Source organism: Arcobacter acticola, from assembly GCF_013177675.1.
Taxonomy (GTDB): Bacteria; Campylobacterota; Campylobacteria; order Campylobacterales; family Arcobacteraceae; genus Aliarcobacter; species Aliarcobacter acticola.
In genome coordinates this window covers 2,502,865-2,529,110 of sequence record NZ_CP042652.1, presented here as the reverse complement: position 1 = coordinate 2,529,110, position 26,246 = coordinate 2,502,865, and the positions used below count along the sequence as shown (strand labels likewise).

The window sequence follows — 26,246 nt, the reverse complement described above, 5'->3', positions numbered from 1 at the left end:
TTGTCGCTATAATAATATAAATATTATAAGAAGGGATTAAAATGGTAAAAATAGAGTTTTTAGGACCAATAAATAAAGAAGATATGAATTTAGATATTCAAAACTTATCACAACTAAGTGATATTTTAAAAGAAGATAGTGATGTGTCAACTTGGCTTGCAACATGCGCTGTTGCTATAAATGATACATTAATTTCTTCAAAAGATAATGTAGTATTAAAAGATGGAGATAGAGTTTCATTATTACCTCCTGTTTGTGGTGGATGATTATGAGTAATATTGAGAATATAGATAGACAAGTAGATAGAAAAGAGTTTTTACAACTTTTTGATGGTTCATTACCAGTTGAGCAAATAACAAATGCATGGTATGATAAATACAAAAATTCAAACTATGGAGCAATTATCACTTTTGTGGGAGTTGTAAGAGATGAAAACAAAATAGATGGATTATCATTTGATATTTATGAACCTATATTAAACAATTGGTTTGATACATGGCAAAAAAAAGCAAATGATTTAAATGCAATAGTTCTAATGGCTCACAGCAGAGGTGATGTTTTCAATCATGAAAGTTCATATATAGCCGGCGTTTGTTCACCAAAAAGAAGAGTAGCCCTAGAGTTAATAGATGAATTTGTAGAAGACTTTAAAGCACAAGCTCCTATTTGGAAATATGATATTATTGATAATAAAAGAATATATGCACAAGATAGAAGTACAGCTATAAAAGGTTCAGGTCTTTTGTCATAAAACAAAAGTAGAAAAAAGAAAGAAGATAGAAAATAATATGAGAGTAGATTTACACAACCATACAACACTATGTAATCACGCTGAGGGTACAGTTGATGAATATATACAAAGAGCAATAGAACTAGGAATTGATGAGTATGGTTTTTCAGATCATGCTCCTATGAATTATGATCCAAAATATAGAATGGATATAAGCCAAAAAGCTTTATATGAAAAATGGGTACTTGATGCAAAAGAAAAGTATAAAGATAAAATAAAAATTTTACTTGCATATGAAGTTGATTATTTAGATGGATATATTTTAGATGAGGTCGTAAATGCCAAAGTTGATTATCTAATAGGCTCAGTACATTTTTTGAAAAATAAAAATGATATGTGGGGATTTGATAATCCAGAATTTATAGGTGTTTATAAATCAAAAGATATAGATACTATTTGGGCTGAATACTTTGAAGCTATAAGTGCAATGGCAAAAACTCAGTTATTTGATATAGTAGGGCATTTAGATTTAATAAAAGTATTTAAATTTCTTCCAAAAAAAGATATTAGAATTATTGCTCGTGATACATTAAAACAAATAAAAGATTCAAATATGGTTTTAGAAATAAATCCAGCAGGTCTTAGAAAACCAATAGGTGAAACATATCCATCAAGACAACTTTTAGAGTTAGCCTATGAAATGAATATTGATATTACCTTTGGATCAGATGCTCATAGTGTAGAACAAGTGGGCTTCAAATATGAAGAAGCCATAACACTTGCAAAAGAAATCGGGTATAAAAAATGTACAACTTTTGAGAATAGAGAAAAAAAATCTATCATTTTTTAGACTTTTTAGCTTAAGTGCTTAGAAATATTATTACTTAATCTGCAGTTGTATAAAAATTATACAACTGTTTTATTTTATTTTACATTATTTTTGCTACAATAATTGAAATAATTTCAAGGAGTTAAACCTATGGGTAAGTTCGTTAATAATACTGAAGAGTTTTTTGTTTATTGTAAAGAAAATGAAGTTAAGTTTGTAGATTTTAGATTTACAGATATGAAAGGTACATGGCACCATGTAACTTATATGTTAAGTGCAGTTAGTGCATCTAGCTTAAATAATGGTTTCCCTTTTGATGGTTCATCAATTGATGCTTGGCAACCAATTCACAGATCAGATATGCTTTTAAAGCCAGATGTTGATACTGCATTTTTAGATCCATTTACTGCTGATTCTACAATCATTGTATTTTGTGATGTTTATGACATCTATAAAGGTGAAATGTATGAAAAATGTCCAAGATCTATTGCTAAAAAAGCATTAATACACTTAAGTGAATCAGGTGTTGGTGATGTTGCATATTTTGGTCCTGAAAATGAATTCTTTGTATTTGAAGATGTAAAAATCATTGATAAAGCAAATGAGTCATACTATAGAGTTGACACTGAAGATGGTGAGTGGAATGATGGAGCTACTATTGAAGGTGGAAACATGGGTCACAGAGCTAGAACAAAAGGTGGATACTTCCCAGTAGCTCCTATTGATACAGGTGTTGATTTAAGAGCTGAAATGATGCAAGTTCTAGAGCAAGTTGGTTTAGAAGTTGTTTTAGGACACCATGAAGTTGCACAAGGTCAACATGAATTAGGTATCGTTTTTGGTGACTTAATTGAAGCTGCTGATAATGTTCAAAAATTGAAATATGTAATCAAAATGGTTGCACACTTAAATGGTAAAACTGCTACATTTATGCCAAAACCACTTTATGGTGATAATGGAAGTGGTATGCACGTACACCAATCAATCTGGAAAGATGGTAAAAACTTATTCTACAAACAAGGTGAATATGGTAATCTTTCTGATATGGCTAGACATTATATCGGTGGAGTATTTAAGCACGCTAGAGCAGTTGCTGCATTTACTAACCCATCAACAAACTCATACAAAAGATTAATTCCAGGATTTGAAGCACCTTCAATCTTAACTTATTCTTCTCAAAATAGATCAGCTTCTTGTAGAATTCCTTATGGAGCAGGAGAGAAAGCAACTAGAATTGAAATGAGATTCCCAGATTCAACAGCTTGTCCTTATTTAGGATTTGCAGCAATGTTAATGGCTGGACTTGATGGTATCAAAAATAAATTAGAGCCTGTTGGTCCAATGGATGACGATTTATATGAATTAGAATTAGATGAAATCAGAGAAAGAGGACTTCCTCAAATGCCACACACTTTAAGAGGTGCATTAGAAGCATTAGTAAGAGATTACGAATTCTTACAACCTGTATTCACTAAAGATATGGTAGATACATACCAACACTACAAATTTGAAACTCAAGTATGGCCTAACGAAGCTAGACCTACACCATTTGAATTAAAAACTATGTATTCTTGCTAGTATTTATTTACTAAAAGAAAAAAGGCAAGTTCATTTGAACTTGCCTTTTTTTATGCTTAAAAAATAAGAACAAAAAAGAAATATTAGAATTCTAATACTTCTTCTCCTGGGCTTGAAGGTTGAACTAAAATATCAATTTCAGGTAAAGGTGATTTATCTGTAAATAGTTCTGTTTTACCATTTATATTTGAAGTATAAACATTTTGTGGCATTGTAAAAGTTCTTGGAATTTCAGGATGTAACTCTAAATATTTTTTATAGAAATTACCAAACACTGGAGCTGCAATTTTCCCACCTGTTTCTGTTCTTTTCATAGGAGTATTATTATCATTTCCAAACCAAACTAGTGTTTGAATTGATGGTGAATATCCACAAAACCATGCATCAACATTGTTATTTGTAGTTCCTGTTTTTCCAGCAAGTTCAATACCAGGAACTTGTGCTGCTTTTCCTGTACCTCTTGTTACTACATCATTTAATATAGAAGTAATAAGATAAGATTGTTCAGGAGAAATTATCTCTTTTGTTTGAGGTTCAATTGTAACAACTTCTCCATTTTTATTTACGATTTGCTCAATAATATAAGGTTTAACTTGAACACCATTATTTGAGAAAATACTATATGCTTCACTAAATTCAACTAATGTAACACTCATAGAACCTAAAGTAATAGATAAATTACCAACTATATCATTAAACCCATATCTTTTTAATTCATTAGTAGTAAGATCAATTCCTACATCTGTAACAAGATTAAGTGTTGATAAGTTTCTAGAAAAAGTTAATGAATCTCTTAATGTTACTATTCCTTCAAATTTCCCACCATAGTTTTTTGGTTGCCATTTTTTCTGAACTCCATCAACTGTATAGTTGTATGTTCTTGAAATATCAAATAATTGAGAAGCTGGATTATAACCTTCATTTAAAGCAATTTGGTATAAAAATGGTTTAATAGCACTTCCTGCTTGTCTTTTTGATTGAAATGCTCTATTAAAAACAGATTTATTATAATCAACTCCTCCAACAATTGCTAATATTTTACCAGTTGAGCTTTCCATACTTATCATTGCACCATTTAACTCTTTATCTGAATCATCTTTTGAATTTGCTCTTTTTAATGCTTCATCGTATGATTGTTTTAAACTATCTTTTGCAATTTCCTGTGCATCTGAATCTATTGTTAAATAAACTTTATATCCACCATATTTAATATCTGGAATATCATTTATAAGTTGACTAATCGCATAATCAATTGCATATGGAGCACTATTTTTTGTAAGTGTTTGATTATGAATAATAGGAATTTCTTTCATAGAACTTTCATATTGATCTGGATTTATCCAACCTAAAGTATTTAATCTTGTAATTACTTGATTAGCTCGTGCTAGGGAAATTTTTAAATTTTTTGTAGGGTCATAGAAACTAGGTGCTCTTGGAAGTCCAACTAAAATTGCCATTTCTTTTAAAGACAATTCATATAAGTCTTTATCAAAATAACCTTTTGCCGCTGTTTTTATCCCATAATAGCCATGACCAAAATATACATTGTTTAAATATCTTTCTAAAATTTCTTCTTTAGTTAAAATACTTTCAAGTCTAATTGCAAGTAAAGCTTCTTTTACTTTTCTCATAATTTTCTTTTCACTACTTAATACAAGCATTTTTATTAACTGTTGAGTTAATGTACTAGCCCCTTCAACAAAAGCACCTGCTTTTATATCTTTTATAATAGCACGACTTATTGCATCTGGATTAATACCTGAGTGTTCAAAAAATTGAGTATCTTCAATAGCTACTAATCCTTCGATTATTCTTGCTGGAATATCATCATATTTAACATATTCTCTATTTTCATCTTTAAATGTATTTGCTATTATGTTTCCATCTTTATCATAAAATTGTGTACTTTGTTTTGGTGCATAATTTACAACTGTATCAACATCATGTTTTATTTCATCATATAAATTATAAAGCCATCCCGCAGCCCCTAATCCTAAAATGATAAAAAAACCAAAAATATATTTGATCATACTAATTCCTAAATTGTTTATTTTTAAAAGTTGAATTAATCAACTTTTTTGTGTAGTCTTCTTTTGGTGTTGATAAAACATCAATTGTAAAACCTTTTTCTATGACTTGGCCATCTTTTAAAATTATAATTTCATTACAAATATCTTTTATTGATTCTATATCATGGGTTACAAATAATATTAAGATATTTAAACGACTTTTTAAATCATTTATCAAATTTATAATATTAGTTTTATTTTCTTCATCAAGTGCTGTAGTTGGTTCATCAAGTAAAAGAAGTTTTATATTTCTACTTAATGCTATTGCTATTACTATTCTTTGTATTTGACCGCCACTTAATTGACTTGGAAATTTATTTAAAAGCGAAATATCCAAATCAACTAATTTTAGTACTTCCTCTTTTTTTTCATTGCTACAAAAAAATTGATCTTTAATTTTTGTCATCATAGATAAAGAAGTAAAAGGATTTTGAGGAATAAATCCAATTGTGTCATAATTTAATTCAAAAGTAGAATAAATATCTTTTTCAACTTGCAAGCTTGATGGAAGTAGATTTAATAGTGCCTTTAAAGTTAAAGACTTTCCACTTCCACTTTCACCAATTAAAGCACTTGAGTCTTTTATATCAAATGATATATCAACTAATTGCTTATTTGGTGAACTGATTTTTAATTTATTTATTTTTAACACTAAATACCTTTTATATTAAAGGTTCATCCATTTCAGAAGGAATATTTAAATTCATCAATTTTAAAACAGTTGGTGCAATATTATTTAAACTTCCTGTTTTTACTTCTTTTATATTTTCTGCAATAACAAAACAGTAAACGTCTCCAACTGTATGATTTGTAAGAGTATTCCCTTCATCATCTTTCATCATTTCGCAGTTTCCATGATCTGATGTTAAAATTATATTATAGTTTTTTTCTTTTGCAACTTCTAAAATAAGTCCAAGTTCATGATCAACAGCTTCAACAGCTTTTACAGCCGCATCAAAAACACCTGTATGTCCTACCATATCTCCATTTGCAAAGTTTACAACTATAAAATCAATATCATTTTTCATAGCAGTTTTAACAGCATCTGCAACTTGTGGTGCTGACATTTCAGGTTGTAAATCATATGTTGCAACAGAAGGTGATGGAATTAAAACCCTAGTTTCATTTAGCATAGGCTCTTCAACTCCACCGTTAAAGAAAAATGTAACGTGAGCATATTTTTCAGTTTCAGCTGTATGAACTTGAGATAATCCAGCATTTGAAATCACTTCAGCTAATGTATTAGTAGGAGCATCTTTAGGAAATAAAACATCAATAGGAGTGTTTTTATCATATTGTGTCATTGTTGCTAGAAATAAATTTTCTTTAAAAGTAGTGAATTCACTAAAATCTTTATTTGCAAATACAGATGACATTTCTCTCATTCTATCACTTCTAAAGTTACAAAAGATTATTCCATCATTTTCTTTTAATCCATCATATCCATCAAATGAAGAAGGAATAATAAACTCATCAAACACACCTGAATCATATGATTCTTTTAGATAAGTTAATATATCGCAAGAAGTTGATGGATGAGAATATGCAATAGCATCAAATGATTTTTTAACTCTATCCCATCTATTATCTCTATCCATTGCATAATATCTTCCAGCTATTGTTGCTATTTTGATATCATCATCACAAACTTCTAGTAATTGATTAATATAAACAGCAGCACAATCAGGAGCAACATCTCTTCCATCTGTTATAACATGTATAAATACTTTTTTATTTTGAGCTTTAGCAATTTTTGCCATTGCAATAATATGATCAATATGTGAATGAACACCACCATCACTTAATAAGCCTAATAAGTGAATATTATTAGATTTTGTTAAGATATCTTTGAAAATTTGATTGTCTTTTAAAGTATTTTCTTCAATTGCAATATTAATTTTTACTAAATCTTGATATAAAATCCTTCCACTACCAATTGTCATGTGTCCAACCTCGCTATTACCCATTTGTCCATCAGGAAGTCCCACAAATTTACCATAAGTGTGAATTAAAGAATATGGAACATTATTAAATAGATAATCATAAGTAGGAGTAACTGCACTTGCGAAAGCATTAAAATTATTTGAACTGTTATGTCCAATACCATCAGTGATAATAAGCAGTGTTTTATTTGTCATGGTTTAAACCTTTTAAAAAGTATAATATTATATAATCGCGCAAATTATATCAAAATCAAGGTTCAAGTTTGTTTTATTGGTTATATAGACATCTAGATATTAATATCTTTCAATATATTTCAGTTCGTGCTGGAATGAGTTTCTTTATTGCATTTGTTTTGACAATGTATTTAATGCCAAAGTTCGTTAAATGGGCAAGGTCAAAAAAAGCATCACAACCGATTTATGAATTAGCACCTGAAGCACATAGGGCAAAAGTAGGGACTCCAACAATGGGTGGAGTTGTATTTATCTTTGCTACTATTATTGCCACTGTTTTAACTGCAAAATTAAGCAACTTTTATGTTGTTGGTGGATTAGTATGTTTAGCACTTTTTTCACTAATTGGTATACAAGATGATTATTCAAAAATATCAAAAGCAAAGAACAATGCAGGTTTAAGTGCAAGAGCAAAACTAATTTTACAGTTTTTAGCAGCTGCACTAGTTGGATTTGTGTTATATTACTTTGGACATTCTACAGAACTTTTTACTCCTTTTTATAAGTTTTCACTATTCAATATGGGTATATATGGAATTTTATTTTGGATGGTAGTAATGGTAGCTGCTTCAAATGCAGTTAACTTAACAGATGGTTTGGATGGCCTTGCTACTGTTCCATCTATTATGGCTTTTTTTACCTTATCTATTTTAGTATATGTAACAGGACACGCTATTTTCTCATCATATTTATTATTACCAAATATTCAAAATGTTGGAGAACTTGTAATCATGGGAACAGCGATTTGTGGAGCTTTAATCGCATTTTTATGGTTTAACTCACATCCCGCTGAAATATTTATGGGAGACTCAGGATCTTTACCACTTGGTGCATTTATGGGATATATGGCAATTGTTGCTAAATCAGAGTTATTGTTATTGGCTATTGGATTTATATTTGTACTTGAAACAGTATCAGTGATACTTCAAGTTGGATCTTATAAATTAAGACAAAAAAGAGTTTTCTTAATGGCTCCTATTCACCATCATTTTGAGCAAAAAGGTTGGAAAGAAAATAAGATAATTGTAAGATTTTGGATTATCTCTTTTATGACAAATCTAATTGCACTCTTGAGTTTAAAAATCAGATAAAGAAAAAATATGACTATAAAAAATGATAAAATCAGAATCTTAGGTAAAGGTATTACAGCCCTTGCCCTAAAAGATAAATTTCCAAATGCAACATTATATGATGATAAAGATTTTGAAAACTACGATTTACAAAGTGAAGAATTAACAGTTGTAAGTCCTGGGATTCCTCCTTATAATAATATGGTATTAAATTCAAAAAATGTAGTTAGTGACTATGATTTATTTGAAGATATAATTCCTTTTTCAATTTGGATATCAGGAACAAACGGAAAAACAACTACTACACAAATGTGTCAACACTTATTAAAAGAGTATAACTCAGTATGTGGTGGAAATATTGGAATACCACTTTCGTCAATGGATGAAAAAGCACCTATTTGGATTTTAGAAACTTCTTCATTTACCTTACATTACACAAATAAGTCAAAACCAAATATTTATTTATTACTTCCAATATCAGAAGATCATATTACATGGCATGGTTCATTTAAAGAGTATCAAGATGCAAAATTAAAACCACTAACTTTGATGAATGAAAATGAAATTGCAATCATTCCTGAAGAGTTTAAAGATATAAAAACAAATGCACAAGTAATAACATATAAAAATAGTGATGATTTATGTGAGTACTTTAAAATAGATAAATCAAAAATAAAATTTAAAGAACCTTTTTTATTAGATGCAATTTTAGCTATGTGTGTTCAAAAAATAGTATTTGATGAAATAAACTATGATTTAATAAATGAATTTATAATCGATAAACATAAAGTAGAAGAGTTTAAAGATAAAAAAAATAGACTCTGGATTGATGATAGTAAAGCTACAAATGTGGATGCAACAATTAATGCACTTGTTCCATATATAAATAATGACATACATATTATATTAGGTGGTGATGATAAAGGTGCAAATTTAAAACCATTGTTTGAAAATATAAAAGACTTAGATATATATGTATATGCAATTGGTTCAAATACAAATAAAATAGTAGATTATTGTAATGAATATAAAATTAAAGTAGAAAGTTGTACTTATTTAAATATTGCAGTTGAAAAAATGGATAAAAATTTAACAATAAATAGTATAGGAATATTGTCTCCAGCAGCGGCATCGTTGGATCAGTTTAAATCTTATGCACATCGTGGAGATGAATTTAAAAATTTGGTAAACTCTTTAAGTTAATTTTAATAAAGTACCTTGTATAATCTCACTCCAATTTGCGTTGGTTCGATAGCTCAGTCGGTAGAGCAAAGGATTGAAAATCCTTGTGTCGACAGTTCGATTCTGTCTCGAACCACCATTTTGTATTGGATGCTGGTGTAGCTCAGTTGGCTAGAGCAGCTGATTTGTAATCAGCAGGTCGGGGGTTCGACTCCCTTCACCAGCTCCATTTTTTTGTCCTGCGTGATCTTTTAAGAACAGCGCTTGACCAGAACAATAATATTTTTCAACGGTGAGGTTGGAGAGTGGTCAAATCCTGCGGACTGTAAATCCGCCGCCTACGGCTTCGAAGGTTCGAATCCTTCTCTCACCACCACGCAAATGTTGCGGGAGTAGCTCAGTTGGCTAGAGCTTCTGCCTTCCAAGCAGACTGTCGCGAGTTCGAGTCTCGTCTCCCGCTCCATTTTATTTATTGATTACTGGGAGCTGAGTTATAAACGCAAATTATTTTGTAACTCTTTTTATTTATTACTCCCATTAAAGTTTTTTTTCAGTATTTTTTAAATATAATACGCATCACAATAAAATTGTGCAATTAAACATAATTTAAATCCCCTCTGAATAGAGAAGCCAAATGGGCTTATCTACTCAGAGGGCAATAACCAAAATTTAGAAGGGGAATTCTATGGCAAAAGAAAAATTTTCAAGAAACAAACCACACGTTAACATCGGAACAATCGGACACGTTGACCACGGTAAAACTACATTAACTGCTGCTATTTCTGCAGTATTATCTGTAAGAGATGGTGGAGCGATGATGGATTACGATCAAATCGATAATGCACCAGAAGAAAGAGAAAGAGGAATTACTATTGCTACTTCTCATATTGAGTATGAAACAAAAAATAGACATTACGCTCACGTAGATTGTCCAGGTCACGCGGATTATGTTAAAAACATGATTACAGGTGCTGCACAAATGGACGGTGCTATTATTGTTATTGCTGCAACTGATGGTCCTATGGCTCAAACTAGAGAGCACATCTTACTTTCTAAACAAGTAGGTGTTCCTTACATCGTTGTTTTCTTAAATAAAGAAGATCAATTAGATGACGAAGACAAAGACGAAATGTTAGAATTAGTTGAAATGGAAGTTAGAGAATTATTATCTACTTACGATTTCCCAGGTGATGATACTCCTGTTGTTGCTGGTTCTGCTTTTAGAGCATTAGAAGAAGCAAAAGCTGGTGCTGTTGGACCATGGGGAGAAAAAATTATTGCATTAATGGATGCAGTAGATTCTTATATCCCAACTCCACAAAGAGATGTTGATCAAGATTTCTTAATGCCTGTAGAAGATGTTTTCTCTATCTCAGGAAGAGGAACTGTTGTAACTGGTAGAATTGAAAAAGGTACTATCAAAGTTGGTGAGACTATTGAAATCGTTGGATTCTCTGACACTAAAACAACTACTGTAACAGGTGTTGAGATGTTTAGAAAAGAAATGGATCAAGGTCAAGCTGGTGATAACTGTGGTGTTCTTTTAAGAGGTATCAAAAAAGAAGACGTAGAGAGAGGACAAGTTTTATGTAAACCTAAAACTATTACTCCACATACTAAATTTAGATGCGAAGTGTATATTCTTTCTAAAGAGGAAGGTGGTAGACATACTCCATTCTTCTCAGGATATAGACCACAATTCTATGTAAGAACTACAGACGTTACTGGTTCTTGTACATTACCTGAAGGTACTGAAATGGTTATGCCAGGTGATAACGTAGAAATGACAGTTGAATTAGTTGCTCCAATCGCTCTAGACAAAGGTACAAAGTTTGCTATTAGAGAAGGTGGTAGAACTGTAGGTGCTGGAGTTGTTGCTGAAATCATTGAATAAGGATTTATAATGGCAAACATTAGAATAAAAATCGGATTAAAATGCCAAGAGAATGGTGATATTAACTATACTACTTGGAAAAATCCAAAAACTCATACTGAAAAGTTTGAAGTAAAAAAATATAGCCCGAAATTAAAAAAACATACTTTACACAAAGAAGTTAAATTAAAATCGTAATATTTTGAACTTGTGGTTAAGTCCACAAGTTCTTTTTTAAAAAATTATAAGTAGGTCAGTAGCTCCAACGGTAGAGCGCCGGATTCCAAATCCGATGGTTGTGGGTTCGAGTCCCTCCTGGCCTGCCACTTGAATTTTTTTAAAAGAAGTCCTCACTTTTTTTGAAAGAATTTATAAGATTTTCAACAGCAATCAAAAATCGGAGTCAATAGTGAGTAAATTACAAAGTTATTACACAAATGCTAAATCAGAATTATTAAAAGTTATTTTTCCAATTAAGGAACAAATCAGATCTGCATATTTATCTGTGTTTATAGTTGTTACTGTTATTACACTTTTTTTAGCTTTAATTGATGGAATTATGTCGTTAAGCTTATCTTCAATAATTAATTAAGGAAACATATTTATGGCACATAAATGGTATGCAATACAAACTTATTCAGGAAGTGAATTATCTGTAAAAAGAGCTTTAATCCAATTAGCTGAAGAAATGGCAGATGGTAGAATTGCAGAGGTTTTAGTTCCAACTGAAGATTTAATTGAAATTAAAAAAGGTAAAAAGTCTATTGTAGAAAGACCTTTATATCCTGCATATGCATTTGCAAAAATTGAATTAGACACAGGTTTATGGCATAGAATTCAATCAATGCCAAAAGTTGGAAGATTTATCGGTGAATCAAAAAAACCAACTGCCTTATCTGATAAAGATATTAACTTAATATTAGAAAAAGTTAAAAATAGAGCAGCAGCAAAACCAAAAGTTTCATTTGACGAAGGTGAAATGGTAAGAATCAATGAAGGGCCATTTTCTAACTTTAATGGTTTAGTAGAAGATTTTGATATGGTTTCAGGTTTATTAAAATTAAATGTTTCAATTTTTGGAAGAAATACTCCAGTTGAAATCTCTTATACTCAAGTAGAAAGAGTAGTTTGATTTTATAATAATTTTAGGCATTAGGCAAAAAAACTAGCTTCTTGTTATAGTTTTCTTGCCTAATGTCTAATCATTAAAAAATTGTTAAAGGAATAGCATGGCTAAAAAAATTCAAGGGTTACTTAAATTACAGATACCTGCAGGTGCTGCAAACCCATCACCACCAGTTGGACCAGCTTTAGGTCAAAGAGGTGTTAATATAATGGAGTTTTGTAAAGCTTTCAACGAAAGAACTAAAGATAAAGCTGGTTTCAAATTACCAGTTGTTATTACAGTTTATACGGATAAAAGTTTTACATTTGAAGTAAAACAACCACCAATGACTGATTTAATTAAAAAAGTTGCTGGTATTAAATCAGGTTCTAGTAATCCATTAAAACAAAAAATTGGAAAATTATCTAGAGATCAAATTATGGAAATCGTTGCTATGAAAATCAAAGATTTAAATACAGACGATAAAGAAGCGGCTGCAAGAATTGTTGCTGGTTCAGCTAGATCAATTGGTATTGAAACAGAATTATAATATTCTGTTTTAAGAGAGTCTTACCACCAGACTTAATAATGGCGGTAGCAAAATAATATAATTGCGGAGATAATAATGGCAAAAGTTTCAAAAAGATATAAAGCATTAACAGAAAAAATTGAGAATAGAAAATACTCATTAGCTGATGCTTGTGTAAGTGTAAAAGAATTAAAATCAGCTAAATTTGACGAAAGTGTAGAAATTGCACTTAACTTAAATGTTGATCCAAGACATGCAGACCAAATGATTAGAGGTGCTGTTGTACTTCCAAATGGAACTGGTAAAACTGTAAGAGTTGCAGTATTTGCTAAAGGTTTAAAAATGGACGAAGCAAAAGCAGCAGGTGCTGACATTGTTGGAAATGACGATTTAGCTGAAGCTATCCAAGCTGGAAATATCAATTTTGATGTTTTAGTTGCAACTCCTGATTGTATGGGAATTGTAGGAAAAGTAGGTAGAATTTTAGGACCAAAAGGTTTAATGCCAAATCCTAAAACTGGAACAGTAACAATGGACGTTACAAAAGCTGTTACAGATGCTAAAGGTGGACAAGTTACATATAGAGTTGATAAAAAAGGTAATATGCAAGCTGGAATCGGAAAAGTTTCTTTTTCTGCTGAAGCAATTCAAGAAAATGCTGCGGCGTTTATCTCAGCTATTAATAAAGCAAAACCTTCAACTGCAAAAGGTAGATATATTACTAATGCAGCTATATCGTTAACAATGAGTCCATCAATTATTTTAGATAATATGGAATTAATGGAAATTAGATAAGGTTTACCTTATCTAATTTTTTTAGCATTCAATAATGAAGAATTTCTTCTTTATTATTGAGTGTTATTCAAAGCACTGAAATAAAACTGAAGACAGCTGGTAAGAGACACCTCCGTTTCTTGTAAGTCCCGCCTAAGTCGATGTTTTGAAGGGAGGAGAAATATATGACTAAACAACAAAAATCAGAAATTGTTAATTTTTTAACATCTGAATTCAAACAATCTTTAGCGGTTGTAGTATGTGATTACAAAGGTCTTACTCATAAAGAATTAGAATCTTTAAGAAATGAAGCAAGAGCTAATAATACAAAAGTACAAGTTGCTAAAAATACTTTAGTAACAGTAGCTGCTAAGAATGCTGAATTAGGTGATATCGAATTAAGTGGTACAAATATTTTCTTATGGTCGGAAGATCAAATTTCAGCTTGTAAAGTAGCTGATAAGTTTGCATCTGCTAACAAAGAAAAATTTACTATTAAATCTGGTATCATTGAAGGTGAAATTGCTGACGCTGCTAGAGTTAATGCATTCGCTAAATTACCATCTAGAGAAGAACTTCTTGGAATGCTTGCATCTGTATGGATGGCACCAGTTAGAAACTTTACTATTGGTCTTGATGCACTTAGAAGAAAAAAAGAAGAAGAGGCAGCTTAATTATTATTTAAGCAATTAATATATTAAAAATAAAAATTATAAGGAATATGAAATGGCAATTTCTAAAGAAGACGTTTTAGAATTTATCTCTGGTTTATCAGTATTAGAATTATCAGAACTAGTAAAAGAATTTGAAGAAAAATTTGGTGTATCTGCACAACCTGTAGCTATGGCTGGTGGAGCAGTTGCTGCTGTTGAAGCTGCTGAAGAAAAAACTGAATTTGATGTTGTTATCTTAGATGCAGGTGACAAAAAAATTAATGTTATTAAAGAAATTAGAGCATTAACTGGTTTAGGTTTAAAAGAAGCTAAATCTGCTGCTGAAGAAACTCCTTCAACAATTAAAGAAGGTATCTCAAAAGAAGATGCTGAAGCTGCAAAAGCTGCTCTAGAAGCTGCTGGTGCAAAAGTAGAAATTAAATAATTACTCGCTAATTATGACTGTTATACAAGGCTTTGGCCTTGTATAAGAACAGCATCTTTGAGGGCTAAGGTTAAAATTTTATGAAATTTCAACCCTATCCTTTATGGATGCTTTTGTGCTTTATAGAAATATAAAAAGCAAAACTTAACCAAATTTTATAACAAGGCCGACAATGTTAAACTCTTTAAAATCTGGTAATAGACTTAGAGTTGATTTTGCAAAAAATCCACAACAAATTGAAATTCCAAACTTATTACAACTACAACAAACTTCATATGACACATTCTTAATGATTGGTCAAGATGACAGAACTACTGCTGGAATTGAAAAAGTATTTAAATCTATTTTCCCTATACATGACGTTCAAAACAGAATTACACTTGACTACCTAGGTTCAGACGTAGGAAAACCTAAATATGACGTACGAGAATCAATGGTTAGAGGATTAACATATTCTATTCCTCTTAAGATCAATATTAGATTAACACTATGGGATCTTGACGAAAAAACTGGTGAAAAAATCGGTGTTAAAGATATGAAGGAACAAGCTTTATTTATTAGAGAAATTCCTTTAATGACTGATAGAACTTCTTTTATAGTAAATGGTGTTGAAAGGGTAGTTGTTAATCAATTACATAGATCACCAGGTGTTATTTTCAAAGAAGAAGAATCAAATACAGCTGACAATAAACTAATCTACACTGGACAAATTATTCCAGATAGAGGTTCTTGGTTATACTTCGAATATGATGCAAAAGACGTATTATATGTAAGAATTAACAAAAGAAGAAAAGTTCCTGTTACTATTTTATTTAGAGCATTAGGTTACTCTAAAGAAGATATTATTAAATTATTCTATCCAATAGTTAATATTAAAATTAAAAGCAATAAATTCTTAACTGAATTTAATCCTGATGATTTCATGGGAAGAATTGAATTTGATGTTAAAGATGACAAAGGTAACTTAGTTATTGGAGCTGGAAAAAGATTAACTGCAAGAAAAGCTAAAGCTTTAGTTGAGGGTGGTCTTAAATTAATTGAATACCCATTAGAGCAATTAATGGATAGAAGTACTGCTAATACAATTTATGATCCAGAATCTGGAGAAATTTTATTTGATGCATTAACTAATCTTGATGAATTAAAATTAAAAAAACTTTTAGATTTAGGTTTTGAATCATTTGATATAGCAAATGACTTAGCAACTGGTATTGATAATTCTATTATTAATGCATTTAAAGCTGATGCTGAATCTTTAAAATTATTAAAACAAACTGAGCAAATTGATGATGAAAATGATTTATCAGCAATTAGAATTTATAAAGTAATGAGACCAGGTGAGCCTGTTACTAAAGAAGCTGCAAAAGAGTTCGTTAAAAAATTATTCTTTGATCCAGAAAGATATGATTTAACAAAAGTGGGAAGAATGAAAATGAACCACAAATTAGGTGTTAACGTACCTGAATATGTAACAACTTTAACTTATGAAGATGTTATTAAAACAGTACAATACCTAGTAAAAGTTAAATCAGGTCATGGTCATATTGATGATAGAGATCACTTAGGTAATAGAAGAATTAGAGCAATTGGTGAATTACTAGCAAATGAATTACATGCTGGTTTAATCAAAATGCAAAAAGCTATTAGAGATAAAATGACTACTTTATCTGGTACATTAGAAGATATTATGCCACATGATTTAGTAAACTCTAAAATGATTACTTCAACTATTACTGAGTTCTTTACATCTGGTCAATTATCACAATTTATGGACCAAACAAATCCATTATCTGAAGTTACTCATAAAAGAAGACTTTCAGCACTTGGTGAGGGTGGACTTGTAAAAGAAAGAGCTGGATTTGAAGTAAGGGACGTTCATGCAACGCACTATGGAAGAATATGTCCAGTTGAAACTCCTGAGGGTCAAAATATTGGTCTTATTAATACATTATCAACTTTCTCAAAAGTTAATGAATTAGGATTTATTGAAGCTCCATACAAAACTGTTGTAGACGGTGTTGTTACAGATGAAATTAAATATTATACGGCAACTCAAGAAGAGGGATTAGTTATTGCTCCAGGATCAACTAAAGTTGATGAAAATGGAAAAATTTTAGAAGCACTAACTGAAGCAAGACAAGATGGAGAAATTTTATTAGTTGAAAAAAATAAAATTGATTTAATTGATATTTCTTCACAAATGGTTATGGGTGTTGCTGCATCTTTAATTCCATTCTTAGAGCATGATGATGCCAACAGAGCCTTAATGGGATCGAATATGATGAGACAGGCTGTTCCATTATTAAGACCAAATGCTCCTGTTGTTGGAACTGGTTTAGAAAAAACAGTTGCACGTGATGCATGGGAAGCAATTAAAGCTGGTCGAGCTGGACTTGTTGAAAAAGCAGATGCAAAAAATATTTATGTAAGAGGTGAAGATGAGAACGGTGCTTTCATTGATCATTATTCTGTAAATAAAAATGTAAGAACAAATAATAATACTTCATTTGGACAAAGAATTGCTGTTCAAGAAGGTGACTTTGTAGATAAAGGTCAAGTAATTGCTGATGGTCCTTCAATGGATAGAGGTGAATTAGCTGTTGGTGTTAATGCTATGGTTGCCTTTATGCCTTGGAATGGATATAACTATGAGGATGCTATCGTTCTTTCTGAGAGATTAATCGAAGAAGATGCATTTACTTCAATTCATATTTATGAAAAAGAAGTTGAATGTAGAGAGCTTAAACATGGTAATGAAGAAATTACAAGAGATTTACCAGGTGTAAAAGAAGAATCAATTACACATTTAGATAACTCAGGTATTGTTAAAATCGGTACTTATGTAAAATCAGGAATGATTTTAGTTGGAAAAGTTACACCAAAAGGTGAAATTAAACCAACTCCAGAAGAAAGACTATTAAGAGCAATCTTTGGTGAAAAAGCTGGACATGTTATTAATAAATCTTTAGTATGTCCTACATCAATGGAAGGTACAGTTGTTGATGTTAAAGTATTTACTAAAAAAGGTTATGAAAAAGACGAAAGAGCAATTGCTGAAATTGAGTCTGAAAAAGCTGAATTAGATTTAAAACATCATGATAAATTATTGATGTTAGATAGAGAAGAAATCTTAAAAATCAATGACCTTTTATTAAAAACAATTTTAACAAAAGATGTTGAACTTGATGATGTTACATATAAAAAAGGTGAAACAATCCCTGTTGATGTATTATCAAATGTAAATAGATTTGCAATGAAAAAAGTTGTTTCTTCTTACTCAAAAGAGATTGAAAAAGCATACAATGATATTAAAGAACATTTCATTAAGCAAAAATCTCAATTAAGAGATGAGCATGAAGAAAAACTTCAAGTATTAGAGCACGATGATATTTTATCTTCAGGTGTTATTAAACAAGTTAAAGTTTATATTGCAACTAAGAGAAAAATCAAAGTTGGGGATAAAATGGCAGGAAGACACGGAAACAAAGGTATCGTTTCTAATATCGTTCCTAAAGTTGACATGCCTTACTTAGAAGATGGTTCAACTGTTGACGTTATTCTTAATCCACTTGGGGTTCCATCTAGGATGAATATCGGACAGATTCTTGAAGTTCACTTAGGATTAGTTGGTAAAAGACTTGGAGCTCAAATTCAAGATATCTTTGAAGCTAAAAAAGCTGATTTTGTTCAAGAACTTAGAGCTAAAATGACTGAAATTGCATCTGTTGCTAAACTTATGAATGGTAAAGCATTTATGGATAAATTATCTGATGATGAACTAATTAAATATGGTCAAGACTGGACAAAAGGTGTTAGATTTGCTACACAAATTTTTGACGGTGTTAAAGAAGAAGAATTTATTAAATTATTTGAATTAGCAAAAATTGATTCAGATGGTAAATGTGTTCTTTATGATGGAAAAACTGGTAATAAAATGATGGAAAGAGTAAATGTAGGTTACATGTATATGCTTAAACTACATCACTTGGTTGATGAGAAAGTTCACGCAAGATCTACTGGACCTTACTCTTTAGTTACACAACAACCAGTTGGAGGAAAAGCTCTATTTGGTGGACAAAGATTTGGAGAGATGGAAGTTTGGGCGTTAGAAGCTTATGGTGCAACTAATGTACTTAAAGAGATGCTAACAACGAAATCTGATGACGTTGAAGGAAGAACAAGAGCTTATAGAGCTATTGCAAATGGTGAAAATGTTCCAAATTCAGGTGTTCCTGAAACATTCTTCGTATTAACAAAAGAGTTAAAAGCACTTGCACTTGATGTAGAGATTTTTGGAGAGGTAGAAAACAATGAGTAATAACGAAAAAATATTATCGCCAATTGAAATAAAAGAGTTAGAAAGACCGCAAGATTTCGCGGCTTTCCAATTAAGATTAGCTAGTCCTGAAAAAATATTAGCTTGGTCTTGTGGTGAAGTAAAAAAACCTGAAACTATTAACTATAGAACACTTAAACCTGAAAGAGATGGTTTATTTTGTGCGAAAATTTTTGGACCTGTAAAAGATTATGAATGTCTTTGTGGTAAATACAAAAAAATGAGATACAAAGGTGTTGTATGTGAAAAATGTGGAGTTGAAGTAACTTCATCAAAAGTTAGACGACATAGAATGGGTCATATTGATTTAGTATCTCCTGTTGCACATATTTGGATGGTTAGCTCATTACCAACAAGAATCGGTACATTATTAGGTGTTAAACTTAAAGATCTTGAGAGAGTATTATATTATGAAGCATATATTGTAAGCGTTGCAGGTGATGCATTTTACGATAATGAAAAAACTAAAAAAGTTGAAAAATATGATATCTTAAATGAAGAACAATATAGAACTATTGCAGATTTATTTGAGCACACAGGTTTTGAAGCAAACATGGGTGGACAAATTGTAAGAGATTTATTAGAAACTATTGATTTATTTGAATTATTAACAGTTTTAAAAGAAGAAATGGGTTCAACTAAATCAGAAGCAAAAAGAAAAACTATAATCAAAAGATTAAAAGTTGTTGAAAACTTCTTAAACTCTGGAAATAAACCAGAATGGATGATGTTAACTCAATTACCAGTTCTTCCACCTGATTTAAGACCACTTGTTTCACTTGATGGTGGAAAATTTGCAGTTTCAGACGTTAATGACTTATATAGAAGAGTTATTAACAGAAACAACAGATTAAAAAGATTAACAGAACTTGATGCTCCTGAAATCATTATCAGAAATGAAAAAAGAATGCTTCAAGAAGCAGTTGATGCTTTATTTGATAATGGTAAAACTGCAAATGCTGTTAAAGGTGCAAATAAAAGACCTTTAAAATCATTATCAGAAATTATTAAAGGTAAACAAGGACGATTCAGACAAAACTTACTTGGTAAAAGGGTTGACTTCTCAGGAAGATCTGTTATCGTTGTTGGGCCTACATTAAATATGGACCAATGTGGTATTCCTAAAAAAATGGCTTTAGAGTTATTTAAACCGCATTTAATGGCTAAATTAGAAGAAAAAGGTTATGCAACTACTTTAAAAGCTGCAAAAAGATTAATTGAATCTGAAGCTAATGAAGTATGGGAATGTCTAAACGAAATCGTTGATGAATACCCAATTATGTTAAATAGAGCTCCAACTCTACATAAACTTTCTATTCAAGCTTTCCACCCTGTATTAATTGATGGAAAAGCAATTAGATTACACCCATTAGTTTGTGCTGCATTTAATGCCGACTTCGATGGGGATCAAATGGCAGTTCACGTGCCTTTATCACAAGAAGCAGTTGCAGAAGCAAAAATTTTAATGATGTCTTCTATGAATATTCTTTTACCAGCATCTGGTAGAGCTATTGCTGTACCATCACAGGATATGATTTTAGGTATTTATTATCTATCATTAGAAAAAGATGGAGTAAAAGGTGAGCACAAATTATTTACAGATGTAAATGAAGTTAAAATTGCATTAGATATGGGTCAAGTTGATCTTCATGCAAAAATTAGAACTAAATTAGATGATAAAGTTATTCATACAACTGTTGGAAGATTAATTATTCATGAAATTTTACCTGAATTTGTACCAGCAAATTTATGGAATAAAATTTTAAAGAAAAAAGATATTGGTATATTAGTTGATTATATTTATAAACATGGTGGTTATGAAGTAACTCCAAGATTCTTAGATAACTTAAAAAATCTAGGGTTTAAATATGCAACAATTGCTGGTATTTCTATTTCTATTGATGATATTAGAGTTCCTGAAACAAAAGTTGGACATATTACTAAATCTAAAAAAGAAGTTATTGACGTTCAAAAACAATTCTCTCAAGGTTTATTAACTGAGCAAGAAAGATATAATAAAATTATTGATATCTGGACAGAAGTTAATAATAGACTTGGTTCAGAGATGATGGAATTAGTTAAAACTGATAAAAATGGATTTAACTCTATTTATATGATGGCTGACTCAGGAGCTAGGGGTTCTGCTGCTCAAATTAGACAGTTATCGGGTATGAGGGGACTTATGGCTAAGCCAGATGGTTCAATTATTGAAACTCCAATTATTTCAAACTTTAGAGAAGGTCTAAACGTACTTGAGTACTTTATTTCTACTCACGGAGCTAGAAAAGGTCTTGCGGATACTGCACTTAAAACTGCAAATGCTGGGTATTTAACAAGAAAATTAATTGACGTATCTCAAAATGTTAGAATTACAGTTGAAGATTGTGGAACTCACGAAGGTATCGAAATTACTGATATTACTTCAGGTAATGAATTAATTGAGAGTTTAGAAGAAAGAATTACAGGTAGAGTTATCGCTGAAGATATTATTGATCCTATTTCAAATGAAATTTTATTTGCAGAGGGTACATTAATTACTGAAGAAGATGCAAAAGTTGTTGCTGATGCTGAAGTAAAAGCTGTAACTATTAGAACTCCATTAACTTGTAAAGTTGAAAATGGATTATGTTCAAAATGTTATGGTCTAAATCTGGGTGAGCAAAGAAAAGCAAAACCAGGTGAAGCTGTTGGAGTTGTTGCTGCTCAATCAATTGGAGAGCCAGGAACTCAGCTTACGCTACGAACTTTCCACGTTGGGGGAACAGCATCTGCTACTCAAACAGAAAGAGAATTAAAAGCTGATAAAGAAGGTTTCATTAGATACTATAACATCAAAAAACATGTTAAATCTGATGGAAAAATCATTGTTGCAAATAGAAGAAATGCGGGTGTTTTATTAGTTGAACCAAAAATTAATGCACCATTTAAAGGTAAAGTTACAGTTGAAACAATTCATGAAGAAACAATTTTAACTATTACAAATGGAAAAGACACTAAAAAATATTATTTAAGAAAAAATGATGTTGCAAAAGCAAATGAATTAGCTGGTATTTCTGGAAAAATCGAAGGTAAATTATATTTACCTTATTCAAACGGTGATGAAGTAGAACAAAATGAATCTATCGTTGAGATGATTAAAGATGGATGGAATGTACCAAATAGAATCCCATTTGCTTCAGAATTAAAAGTTGAAGATGGAGCACCTATTACTTCAATTATTACTTCAGGAGCTAAAGGTACTGTTAAATATTATAAATTAATAGGTGATTATTTAGAAAGAAGAGAAGATATTAAAGCTGGTGATACAGTAAGTGATAAAGGTGTATTCGCAGTTATCGTTGATGGTGAAGATAGAGAAGCACTAAGACATTATATTGCACGTGGTTCATTAATTGAATTAAATGATAATACAAATGTTGAAAAAGAATCTGTAATTGCAGTACCAAAAGTTTCTGCACAAGTAGTAATTGCTGAATGGGATCCATATGCAAACCCAACAATTGCTGAAAAAGCTGGAACAATATCATTTGAAGATATTATCCCAGGAGTTACTGTTTCTGAGCAATTTGATGAATTAACAGGAACTTCTAAATTAGTTGTTAATGAGTATATTCCAAGTGGATATAAACCAACAATTATTTTAGCAACAGATGATAAAGAGATTATTAGATATTCACTTGATCCTAAAACTTCGTTAAACGTTGCAGAAGGTAAAAAAGTTGAAGTTGCTGATATTCTTGGTAAAACACCAAAAGCAACTCAAAAATCAAAAGATATTACTGGGGGTCTTCCAAGAGTATCTGAATTATTTGAAGCTAGACGACCAAAAAATATTGCTGTATTAGCATCATTTGACGGTGTTGTAACATTTGGTAAACCATTAAGAAATAAACAAAGAATTATTATCTCTGATAACACAGGTAATAATAGTGAGTATTTAGTAGAGAAATCTAAACAAATTCTTGTACATGAAGGTGAGTTCGTTCATGCTGGTGAAGCATTAACAGATGGTCAAACTTCTCCTCATGATGTATTAAGAATTCTTGGAGAAAAAGCTTTACATTACTTTATTGTTTCTGAAGTACAACAAGTATATAGATCTCAAGGGGTTAATATTGCTGATAAACATATTGAGGTAATTACATCTCAAATGTTAAGACAAGTTGCTATTTTAGACGGTGGAGATACTAAATTTATCGTTGGAGACATGGTTTCTAAAAAGAAATTCAAAATTGAAAATGCTAAAGTAATTAAATTAGGTGGAGAACCTGCAATTGCTGAACCTTTATTATTAGGTATCACAAGAGCTGCCGTTACATCTGATTCTATTATCTCAGCTGCTTCTTTCCAAGAAACAACAAAAGTTTTAACAGAAGCTGCTATATCTGCTAAAATGGATATGTTAGAAGACTTAAAAGAAAATGTTGTTATTGGTAGAACTATTCCTGTTGGAACAGGTCTATACAAAAACCAAAAAATTAAATTTTCTGAACATTAATCTTAAACAATAGAGCTTTGGCTCTATTGTTTAAATACTTCTTTATATAATATGACAATCCTACTTTTATTTTTAATCTTTGTTGCTCTTGAGTTTTTTGAATCAACATGGCAAAAATCTGATACTTTGTATGGTTTGATTAATAATAACTTCTCAATTTTTAATAAAAATATAATTTTATATTTTTTATTACACACAACATTTTTTTATACAATATTTTTATCTTTTTACCTTAATAATTTTACTTTCTGGATGAGTTCAATTTTAGTAATTAAATTCCTAGATATAAGTTTTAAATTAACTTTAATGCAAAAACTTTCAAGTGGTAAAGAAATCAATGAATTAATTCCAATGAATATTAATATGAATCTAGTTTTTAGATATATGAACTTAGTAATTTATCCTTTAACATTTTTATTCGCAATTGGTTTTTAATAATTTAAATTTTGTAACTAAATTTTTATGCTAAAATGCTAGAATTAAATAAAAAGGAATATAAATGCAATATTTAGTTATCGCTTATGACAATGAAAACGCACTAGAAAGAAGATTAGAATCAAGAGAAGCACACATTGAAGGTGCAAGAAAACTTATGGCTGAAGGTAAAATAATAAACGCAGGTGCATTAATAGAAGATGATGTAATGGTAGGATCTACACTTTTTATAGATTTTGAAACAGATGAAGAATTAGATGAGTGGTTAGAAAATGAACCTTATGTAAAAAATAATGTATGGAACATGGATGAATTCCAGATCGTTCCAATGAAATTACTCCCAAAAAAATAAATAATTCATCAAATAAGCCCATTTTATAGGGCTTATTACTACTTTTAAATCTCAAATCACATCATATGAAATCATAATAAATCAGGCTAAGTCAAGTTTTTTTCAGGTAATATTTCAGGTACTATAAGACTTAATGAAAAGTGAGTACCTGAAAAATGCCAAAAATATCTAAACCGCTTACTACAACAGAAGTAAAGAGCTATAAAGCCGAATCTAAAATGTATAAAAAACCTGATGGAAAAGGATTATGGCTAGTTGTAAAACCTAATGGAACTAAATCATGGAGATTTGATTTTAGATATGGTAATAAAAATCTTAGTATGTCTTTTGGTATTTATCCTGAAGTCGGATTAAAAGAAGCTAGAGAAAAGAGAGAAGAGGCTAGAGAACAATTATCTAAGAATAATAATCCTATATCGATTAAAAGAATTAAAAAAGCTTCAGAATCATTAACGTTACAAAATGTAATTGAAGAATGGTTAGAACTTAGAAAAAGAAGTACTAGTGAAGCTACTATAACCCAAAATGAAAGAATTATAAAAAATATTACAAATTGGCTTGGTACTGTTGCTATAAAAGATATAAAAAGAACAGATATTATATTTGCATTAGAAAAAATGCAAAATAGGGGAGTTGTTGAATCAGCCCATAGACTATTGTCTTTAATTAATAAAATATACATGTATGCAGTTACTAAAGAATATGTAGAACATAACATAATTGCAGATATAGATAAAAGTTCAGTTTTAGTTCCAAATAAAAAAGATAATCATCTTCCTGCATTAACTAATCCCAAAGATATTAGACAACTACTTCTTGATATAAATTCAATTGGTGAAAAATTAAAAAGTGATATTAGTACTATATTTATATTTAAACTCATTCCTTATGTTTTTGTTAGAAGTGAAAATATTAGACTTATGTGTTGGGATGACTTAAATTTAGAAAAAGGTATATGGGAAATACCAAAAGAAAAAATGAAAATGAAAGTTGATTTTGTTTGTCCTTTACCATTTCAAGCTGTAAATATTTTAAAACAAATTGAACCATATTCAAAACATAGGAGTAAATTTGTATTTCCATCACCTTATAAGAACGATAGGGGAGTTTCAGGTGCTACCTTATCAGATACATTAAATAAGCTTGGATATCAAAATAAACACTCTTTCCATGGCTTTAGAAGTATGTTTTCTACTATTGCTCATGAATTATATAAAGAACATGGTTTTCATTCTGATATTATTGAATCTTGTCTAGCTCATAAAGAGAAAAATAAAATTAAAGCGGCTTACAATAGAGAATCAAAATTTAAATATTTTGAAGAAAAAAAAGAACTAATTCAGTGGTGGGCTGATTGGTTAGATCAAATAAAAAAAAGCATATAATTTACTTTTAAAAAAGTTTATAAAAAGTTTATAAAAAGTTTATAAATTTTTGTTTTATATATTTAACACAGTTACTATGTTACGGTATATTTACTGAATAATTAGATTTAAATTAAATAGTAAGTTATTTGGATATCTTATTCCTGATTTATTTGAAAATTAGCATCTTCTAATCTTTTGAATTAGATTTGATTAAAATAGATGATATTAATACATTTTTCAACAA

22 protein-coding genes and 5 tRNA genes are annotated in these 26,246 nt (G+C 30.3%); 24 read left to right on the top strand and 3 right to left on the bottom strand.

Annotated elements, in window-relative coordinates; translation table 11 throughout:
• Positions 1-41: 41 nt before the first annotated feature.
• From AACT_RS12985 to glnA, 4 genes are all read left to right on the top strand, one after another.
• A complete protein-coding gene (locus AACT_RS12985; RefSeq protein WP_172127544.1) occupies positions 42-266 on the top strand; it encodes a MoaD/ThiS family protein in 225 nt (74 codons plus the stop codon).
• Between the two features lie 2 nt (positions 267-268).
• Positions 269-751 carry a molybdopterin synthase catalytic subunit gene (locus AACT_RS12980; RefSeq protein WP_172127542.1) on the top strand — a complete coding sequence of 161 codons (483 nt, stop codon included), beginning with the start codon at positions 269-271 and terminating at the stop codon, positions 749-751.
• A 37-nt stretch (positions 752-788) separates the two neighbouring features.
• Positions 789-1,580, top strand: a complete 792-nt coding sequence (gene hisJ, locus AACT_RS12975) for a histidinol-phosphatase HisJ (RefSeq protein ID WP_172127541.1) — start codon at positions 789-791, stop codon at positions 1,578-1,580.
• Between the two features lie 129 nt (positions 1,581-1,709).
• Entirely contained in the window at positions 1,710-3,137 is a 1,428-nt protein-coding gene (gene glnA / locus AACT_RS12970) for a type I glutamate--ammonia ligase (RefSeq protein ID WP_172127539.1), read from the top strand.
• A gap of 83 nt (positions 3,138-3,220) precedes the next feature.
• Here glnA and AACT_RS12965 read toward each other — a convergent pair whose 3' ends face one another.
• The 3 genes from AACT_RS12965 to gpmI are packed head-to-tail and all read right to left on the bottom strand — an operon-like array spanning position 3,221 to position 7,344.
• Positions 3,221-5,167, bottom strand: a complete 1,947-nt coding sequence (locus AACT_RS12965; protein ID WP_172127537.1) for a transglycosylase domain-containing protein — start codon at positions 5,165-5,167, stop codon at positions 3,221-3,223.
• A gap of 1 nt (position 5,168) precedes the next feature.
• Positions 5,169-5,858: an ATP-binding cassette domain-containing protein gene (locus AACT_RS12960; RefSeq protein ID WP_172127535.1), complete on the bottom strand. Its 690-nt coding sequence runs from the start codon at positions 5,856-5,858 to the stop codon at positions 5,169-5,171.
• Positions 5,859-5,868: 10 nt separating this feature from the next.
• On the bottom strand, positions 5,869-7,344 hold the full coding sequence (gene gpmI, locus AACT_RS12955; protein WP_172127533.1) for a 2,3-bisphosphoglycerate-independent phosphoglycerate mutase: 1,476 nt from the start codon (positions 7,342-7,344) through the stop codon (positions 5,869-5,871).
• Positions 7,345-7,412: 68 nt separating this feature from the next.
• Between gpmI and mraY the strand changes: the two genes are divergently transcribed.
• From mraY to AACT_RS12855, 20 genes are all read left to right on the top strand, one after another.
• Positions 7,413-8,474, top strand: coding sequence for a phospho-N-acetylmuramoyl-pentapeptide-transferase (mraY, locus tag AACT_RS12950; protein WP_172127531.1), 1,062 nt, complete (start codon positions 7,413-7,415; stop codon positions 8,472-8,474).
• A gap of 9 nt (positions 8,475-8,483) precedes the next feature.
• On the top strand, positions 8,484-9,656 hold the full coding sequence (gene murD, locus AACT_RS12945; protein WP_172127529.1) for a UDP-N-acetylmuramoyl-L-alanine--D-glutamate ligase: 1,173 nt from the start codon (positions 8,484-8,486) through the stop codon (positions 9,654-9,656).
• Between the two features lie 42 nt (positions 9,657-9,698).
• Positions 9,699-9,774: transfer RNA gene (locus AACT_RS12940), tRNA-Phe, on the top strand.
• A gap of 13 nt (positions 9,775-9,787) precedes the next feature.
• Positions 9,788-9,864, top strand: a tRNA-Thr gene (locus AACT_RS12935).
• Positions 9,865-9,926: 62 nt separating this feature from the next.
• Positions 9,927-10,011: transfer RNA gene (locus AACT_RS12930), tRNA-Tyr, on the top strand.
• A 10-nt stretch (positions 10,012-10,021) separates the two neighbouring features.
• Positions 10,022-10,098, top strand: a tRNA-Gly gene (locus AACT_RS12925).
• Between the two features lie 222 nt (positions 10,099-10,320).
• Positions 10,321-11,529 (top strand): elongation factor Tu, encoded by a 1,209-nt coding sequence (gene tuf / locus AACT_RS12920; RefSeq protein WP_172127527.1) that lies wholly within the window; start codon positions 10,321-10,323, stop codon positions 11,527-11,529.
• An 18-nt stretch (positions 11,530-11,547) separates the two neighbouring features.
• On the top strand, positions 11,548-11,706 hold the full coding sequence (gene rpmG / locus AACT_RS12915; RefSeq protein WP_430385347.1) for a 50S ribosomal protein L33: 159 nt from the start codon (positions 11,548-11,550) through the stop codon (positions 11,704-11,706).
• Positions 11,707-11,758: 52 nt separating this feature from the next.
• A tRNA-Trp gene (locus AACT_RS12910) sits at positions 11,759-11,834 on the top strand.
• An 83-nt stretch (positions 11,835-11,917) separates the two neighbouring features.
• Positions 11,918-12,100 (top strand): preprotein translocase subunit SecE, encoded by a 183-nt coding sequence (gene secE, locus AACT_RS12905; protein WP_172127523.1) that lies wholly within the window; start codon positions 11,918-11,920, stop codon positions 12,098-12,100.
• A 12-nt stretch (positions 12,101-12,112) separates the two neighbouring features.
• Positions 12,113-12,640, top strand: coding sequence for a transcription termination/antitermination protein NusG (gene nusG, locus AACT_RS12900; protein ID WP_172127521.1), 528 nt, complete (start codon positions 12,113-12,115; stop codon positions 12,638-12,640).
• 97 nt (positions 12,641-12,737) lie between these two features.
• The gene (gene rplK, locus AACT_RS12895; protein WP_172127519.1) at positions 12,738-13,163 is read left to right on the top strand and encodes a 50S ribosomal protein L11; all 426 of its coding nucleotides are present in this window, start codon (positions 12,738-12,740) and stop codon (positions 13,161-13,163) included.
• Between the two features lie 75 nt (positions 13,164-13,238).
• Positions 13,239-13,937: a 50S ribosomal protein L1 gene (rplA, locus tag AACT_RS12890; protein WP_172127517.1), complete on the top strand. Its 699-nt coding sequence runs from the start codon at positions 13,239-13,241 to the stop codon at positions 13,935-13,937.
• A gap of 164 nt (positions 13,938-14,101) precedes the next feature.
• Entirely contained in the window at positions 14,102-14,590 is a 489-nt protein-coding gene (gene rplJ, locus AACT_RS12885; RefSeq protein WP_172127515.1) for a 50S ribosomal protein L10, read from the top strand.
• 52 nt (positions 14,591-14,642) lie between these two features.
• Positions 14,643-15,014, top strand: a complete 372-nt coding sequence (rplL, locus tag AACT_RS12880) for a 50S ribosomal protein L7/L12 (RefSeq protein WP_172127513.1) — start codon at positions 14,643-14,645, stop codon at positions 15,012-15,014.
• 172 nt (positions 15,015-15,186) lie between these two features.
• Positions 15,187-19,332 carry a DNA-directed RNA polymerase subunit beta gene (gene rpoB / locus AACT_RS12875; RefSeq protein WP_172127511.1) on the top strand — a complete coding sequence of 1,382 codons (4,146 nt, stop codon included), beginning with the start codon at positions 15,187-15,189 and terminating at the stop codon, positions 19,330-19,332.
• A complete protein-coding gene (rpoC, locus tag AACT_RS12870) occupies positions 19,325-23,848 on the top strand; it encodes a DNA-directed RNA polymerase subunit beta' (protein ID WP_172127509.1) in 4,524 nt (1,507 codons plus the stop codon). Before rpoB ends, rpoC begins: the two co-directional genes overlap by 8 nt.
• 252 nt (positions 23,849-24,100) lie before the next feature.
• Positions 24,101-24,283, top strand: coding sequence for a hypothetical protein (locus AACT_RS15560; RefSeq protein WP_228720493.1), 183 nt, complete (start codon positions 24,101-24,103; stop codon positions 24,281-24,283).
• Positions 24,284-24,347: 64 nt separating this feature from the next.
• A complete protein-coding gene (locus AACT_RS12860; RefSeq protein ID WP_172127505.1) occupies positions 24,348-24,635 on the top strand; it encodes a YciI family protein in 288 nt (95 codons plus the stop codon).
• Between the two features lie 155 nt (positions 24,636-24,790).
• Positions 24,791-26,020: a tyrosine-type recombinase/integrase gene (locus AACT_RS12855; RefSeq protein ID WP_172127503.1), complete on the top strand. Its 1,230-nt coding sequence runs from the start codon at positions 24,791-24,793 to the stop codon at positions 26,018-26,020.
• Positions 26,021-26,246: the final 226 nt, after the last annotated feature.

Bases quoted from the DNA above. Each gene is read 5' to 3' on its own strand.
- murD (WP_172127529.1), top strand. From the start codon at position 8,484: ATGACTATAAAAAATGATAAAATCAGAATCTTAGGTAAAGGTATTACA.
- gpmI (WP_172127533.1), bottom strand. From the start codon at position 7,344: ATGACAAATAAAACACTGCTTATTATCACTGATGGTATTGGACATAAC.
- nusG (WP_172127521.1), top strand. From the start codon at position 12,113: ATGGCACATAAATGGTATGCAATACAAACTTATTCAGGAAGTGAATTA.
- rplL (WP_172127513.1), top strand. From the start codon at position 14,643: ATGGCAATTTCTAAAGAAGACGTTTTAGAATTTATCTCTGGTTTATCA.
- AACT_RS15560 (WP_228720493.1), top strand. From the start codon at position 24,101: ATGAGTTCAATTTTAGTAATTAAATTCCTAGATATAAGTTTTAAATTA.
- rplJ (WP_172127515.1), top strand. From the start codon at position 14,102: ATGACTAAACAACAAAAATCAGAAATTGTTAATTTTTTAACATCTGAA.
- rplK (WP_172127519.1), top strand. From the start codon at position 12,738: ATGGCTAAAAAAATTCAAGGGTTACTTAAATTACAGATACCTGCAGGT.
- tuf (WP_172127527.1), top strand. From the start codon at position 10,321: ATGGCAAAAGAAAAATTTTCAAGAAACAAACCACACGTTAACATCGGA.
- AACT_RS12860 (WP_172127505.1), top strand. From the start codon at position 24,348: ATGCAATATTTAGTTATCGCTTATGACAATGAAAACGCACTAGAAAGA.
- AACT_RS12855 (WP_172127503.1), top strand. From the start codon at position 24,791: ATGCCAAAAATATCTAAACCGCTTACTACAACAGAAGTAAAGAGCTAT.
- hisJ (WP_172127541.1), top strand. From the start codon at position 789: ATGAGAGTAGATTTACACAACCATACAACACTATGTAATCACGCTGAG.
- AACT_RS12965 (WP_172127537.1), bottom strand. From the start codon at position 5,167: ATGATCAAATATATTTTTGGTTTTTTTATCATTTTAGGATTAGGGGCT.
- rplA (WP_172127517.1), top strand. From the start codon at position 13,239: ATGGCAAAAGTTTCAAAAAGATATAAAGCATTAACAGAAAAAATTGAG.
- rpoB (WP_172127511.1), top strand. From the start codon at position 15,187: ATGTTAAACTCTTTAAAATCTGGTAATAGACTTAGAGTTGATTTTGCA.
- glnA (WP_172127539.1), top strand. From the start codon at position 1,710: ATGGGTAAGTTCGTTAATAATACTGAAGAGTTTTTTGTTTATTGTAAA.
- AACT_RS12985 (WP_172127544.1), top strand. From the start codon at position 42: ATGGTAAAAATAGAGTTTTTAGGACCAATAAATAAAGAAGATATGAAT.
- AACT_RS12980 (WP_172127542.1), top strand. From the start codon at position 269: ATGAGTAATATTGAGAATATAGATAGACAAGTAGATAGAAAAGAGTTT.
- rpoC (WP_172127509.1), top strand. From the start codon at position 19,325: ATGAGTAATAACGAAAAAATATTATCGCCAATTGAAATAAAAGAGTTA.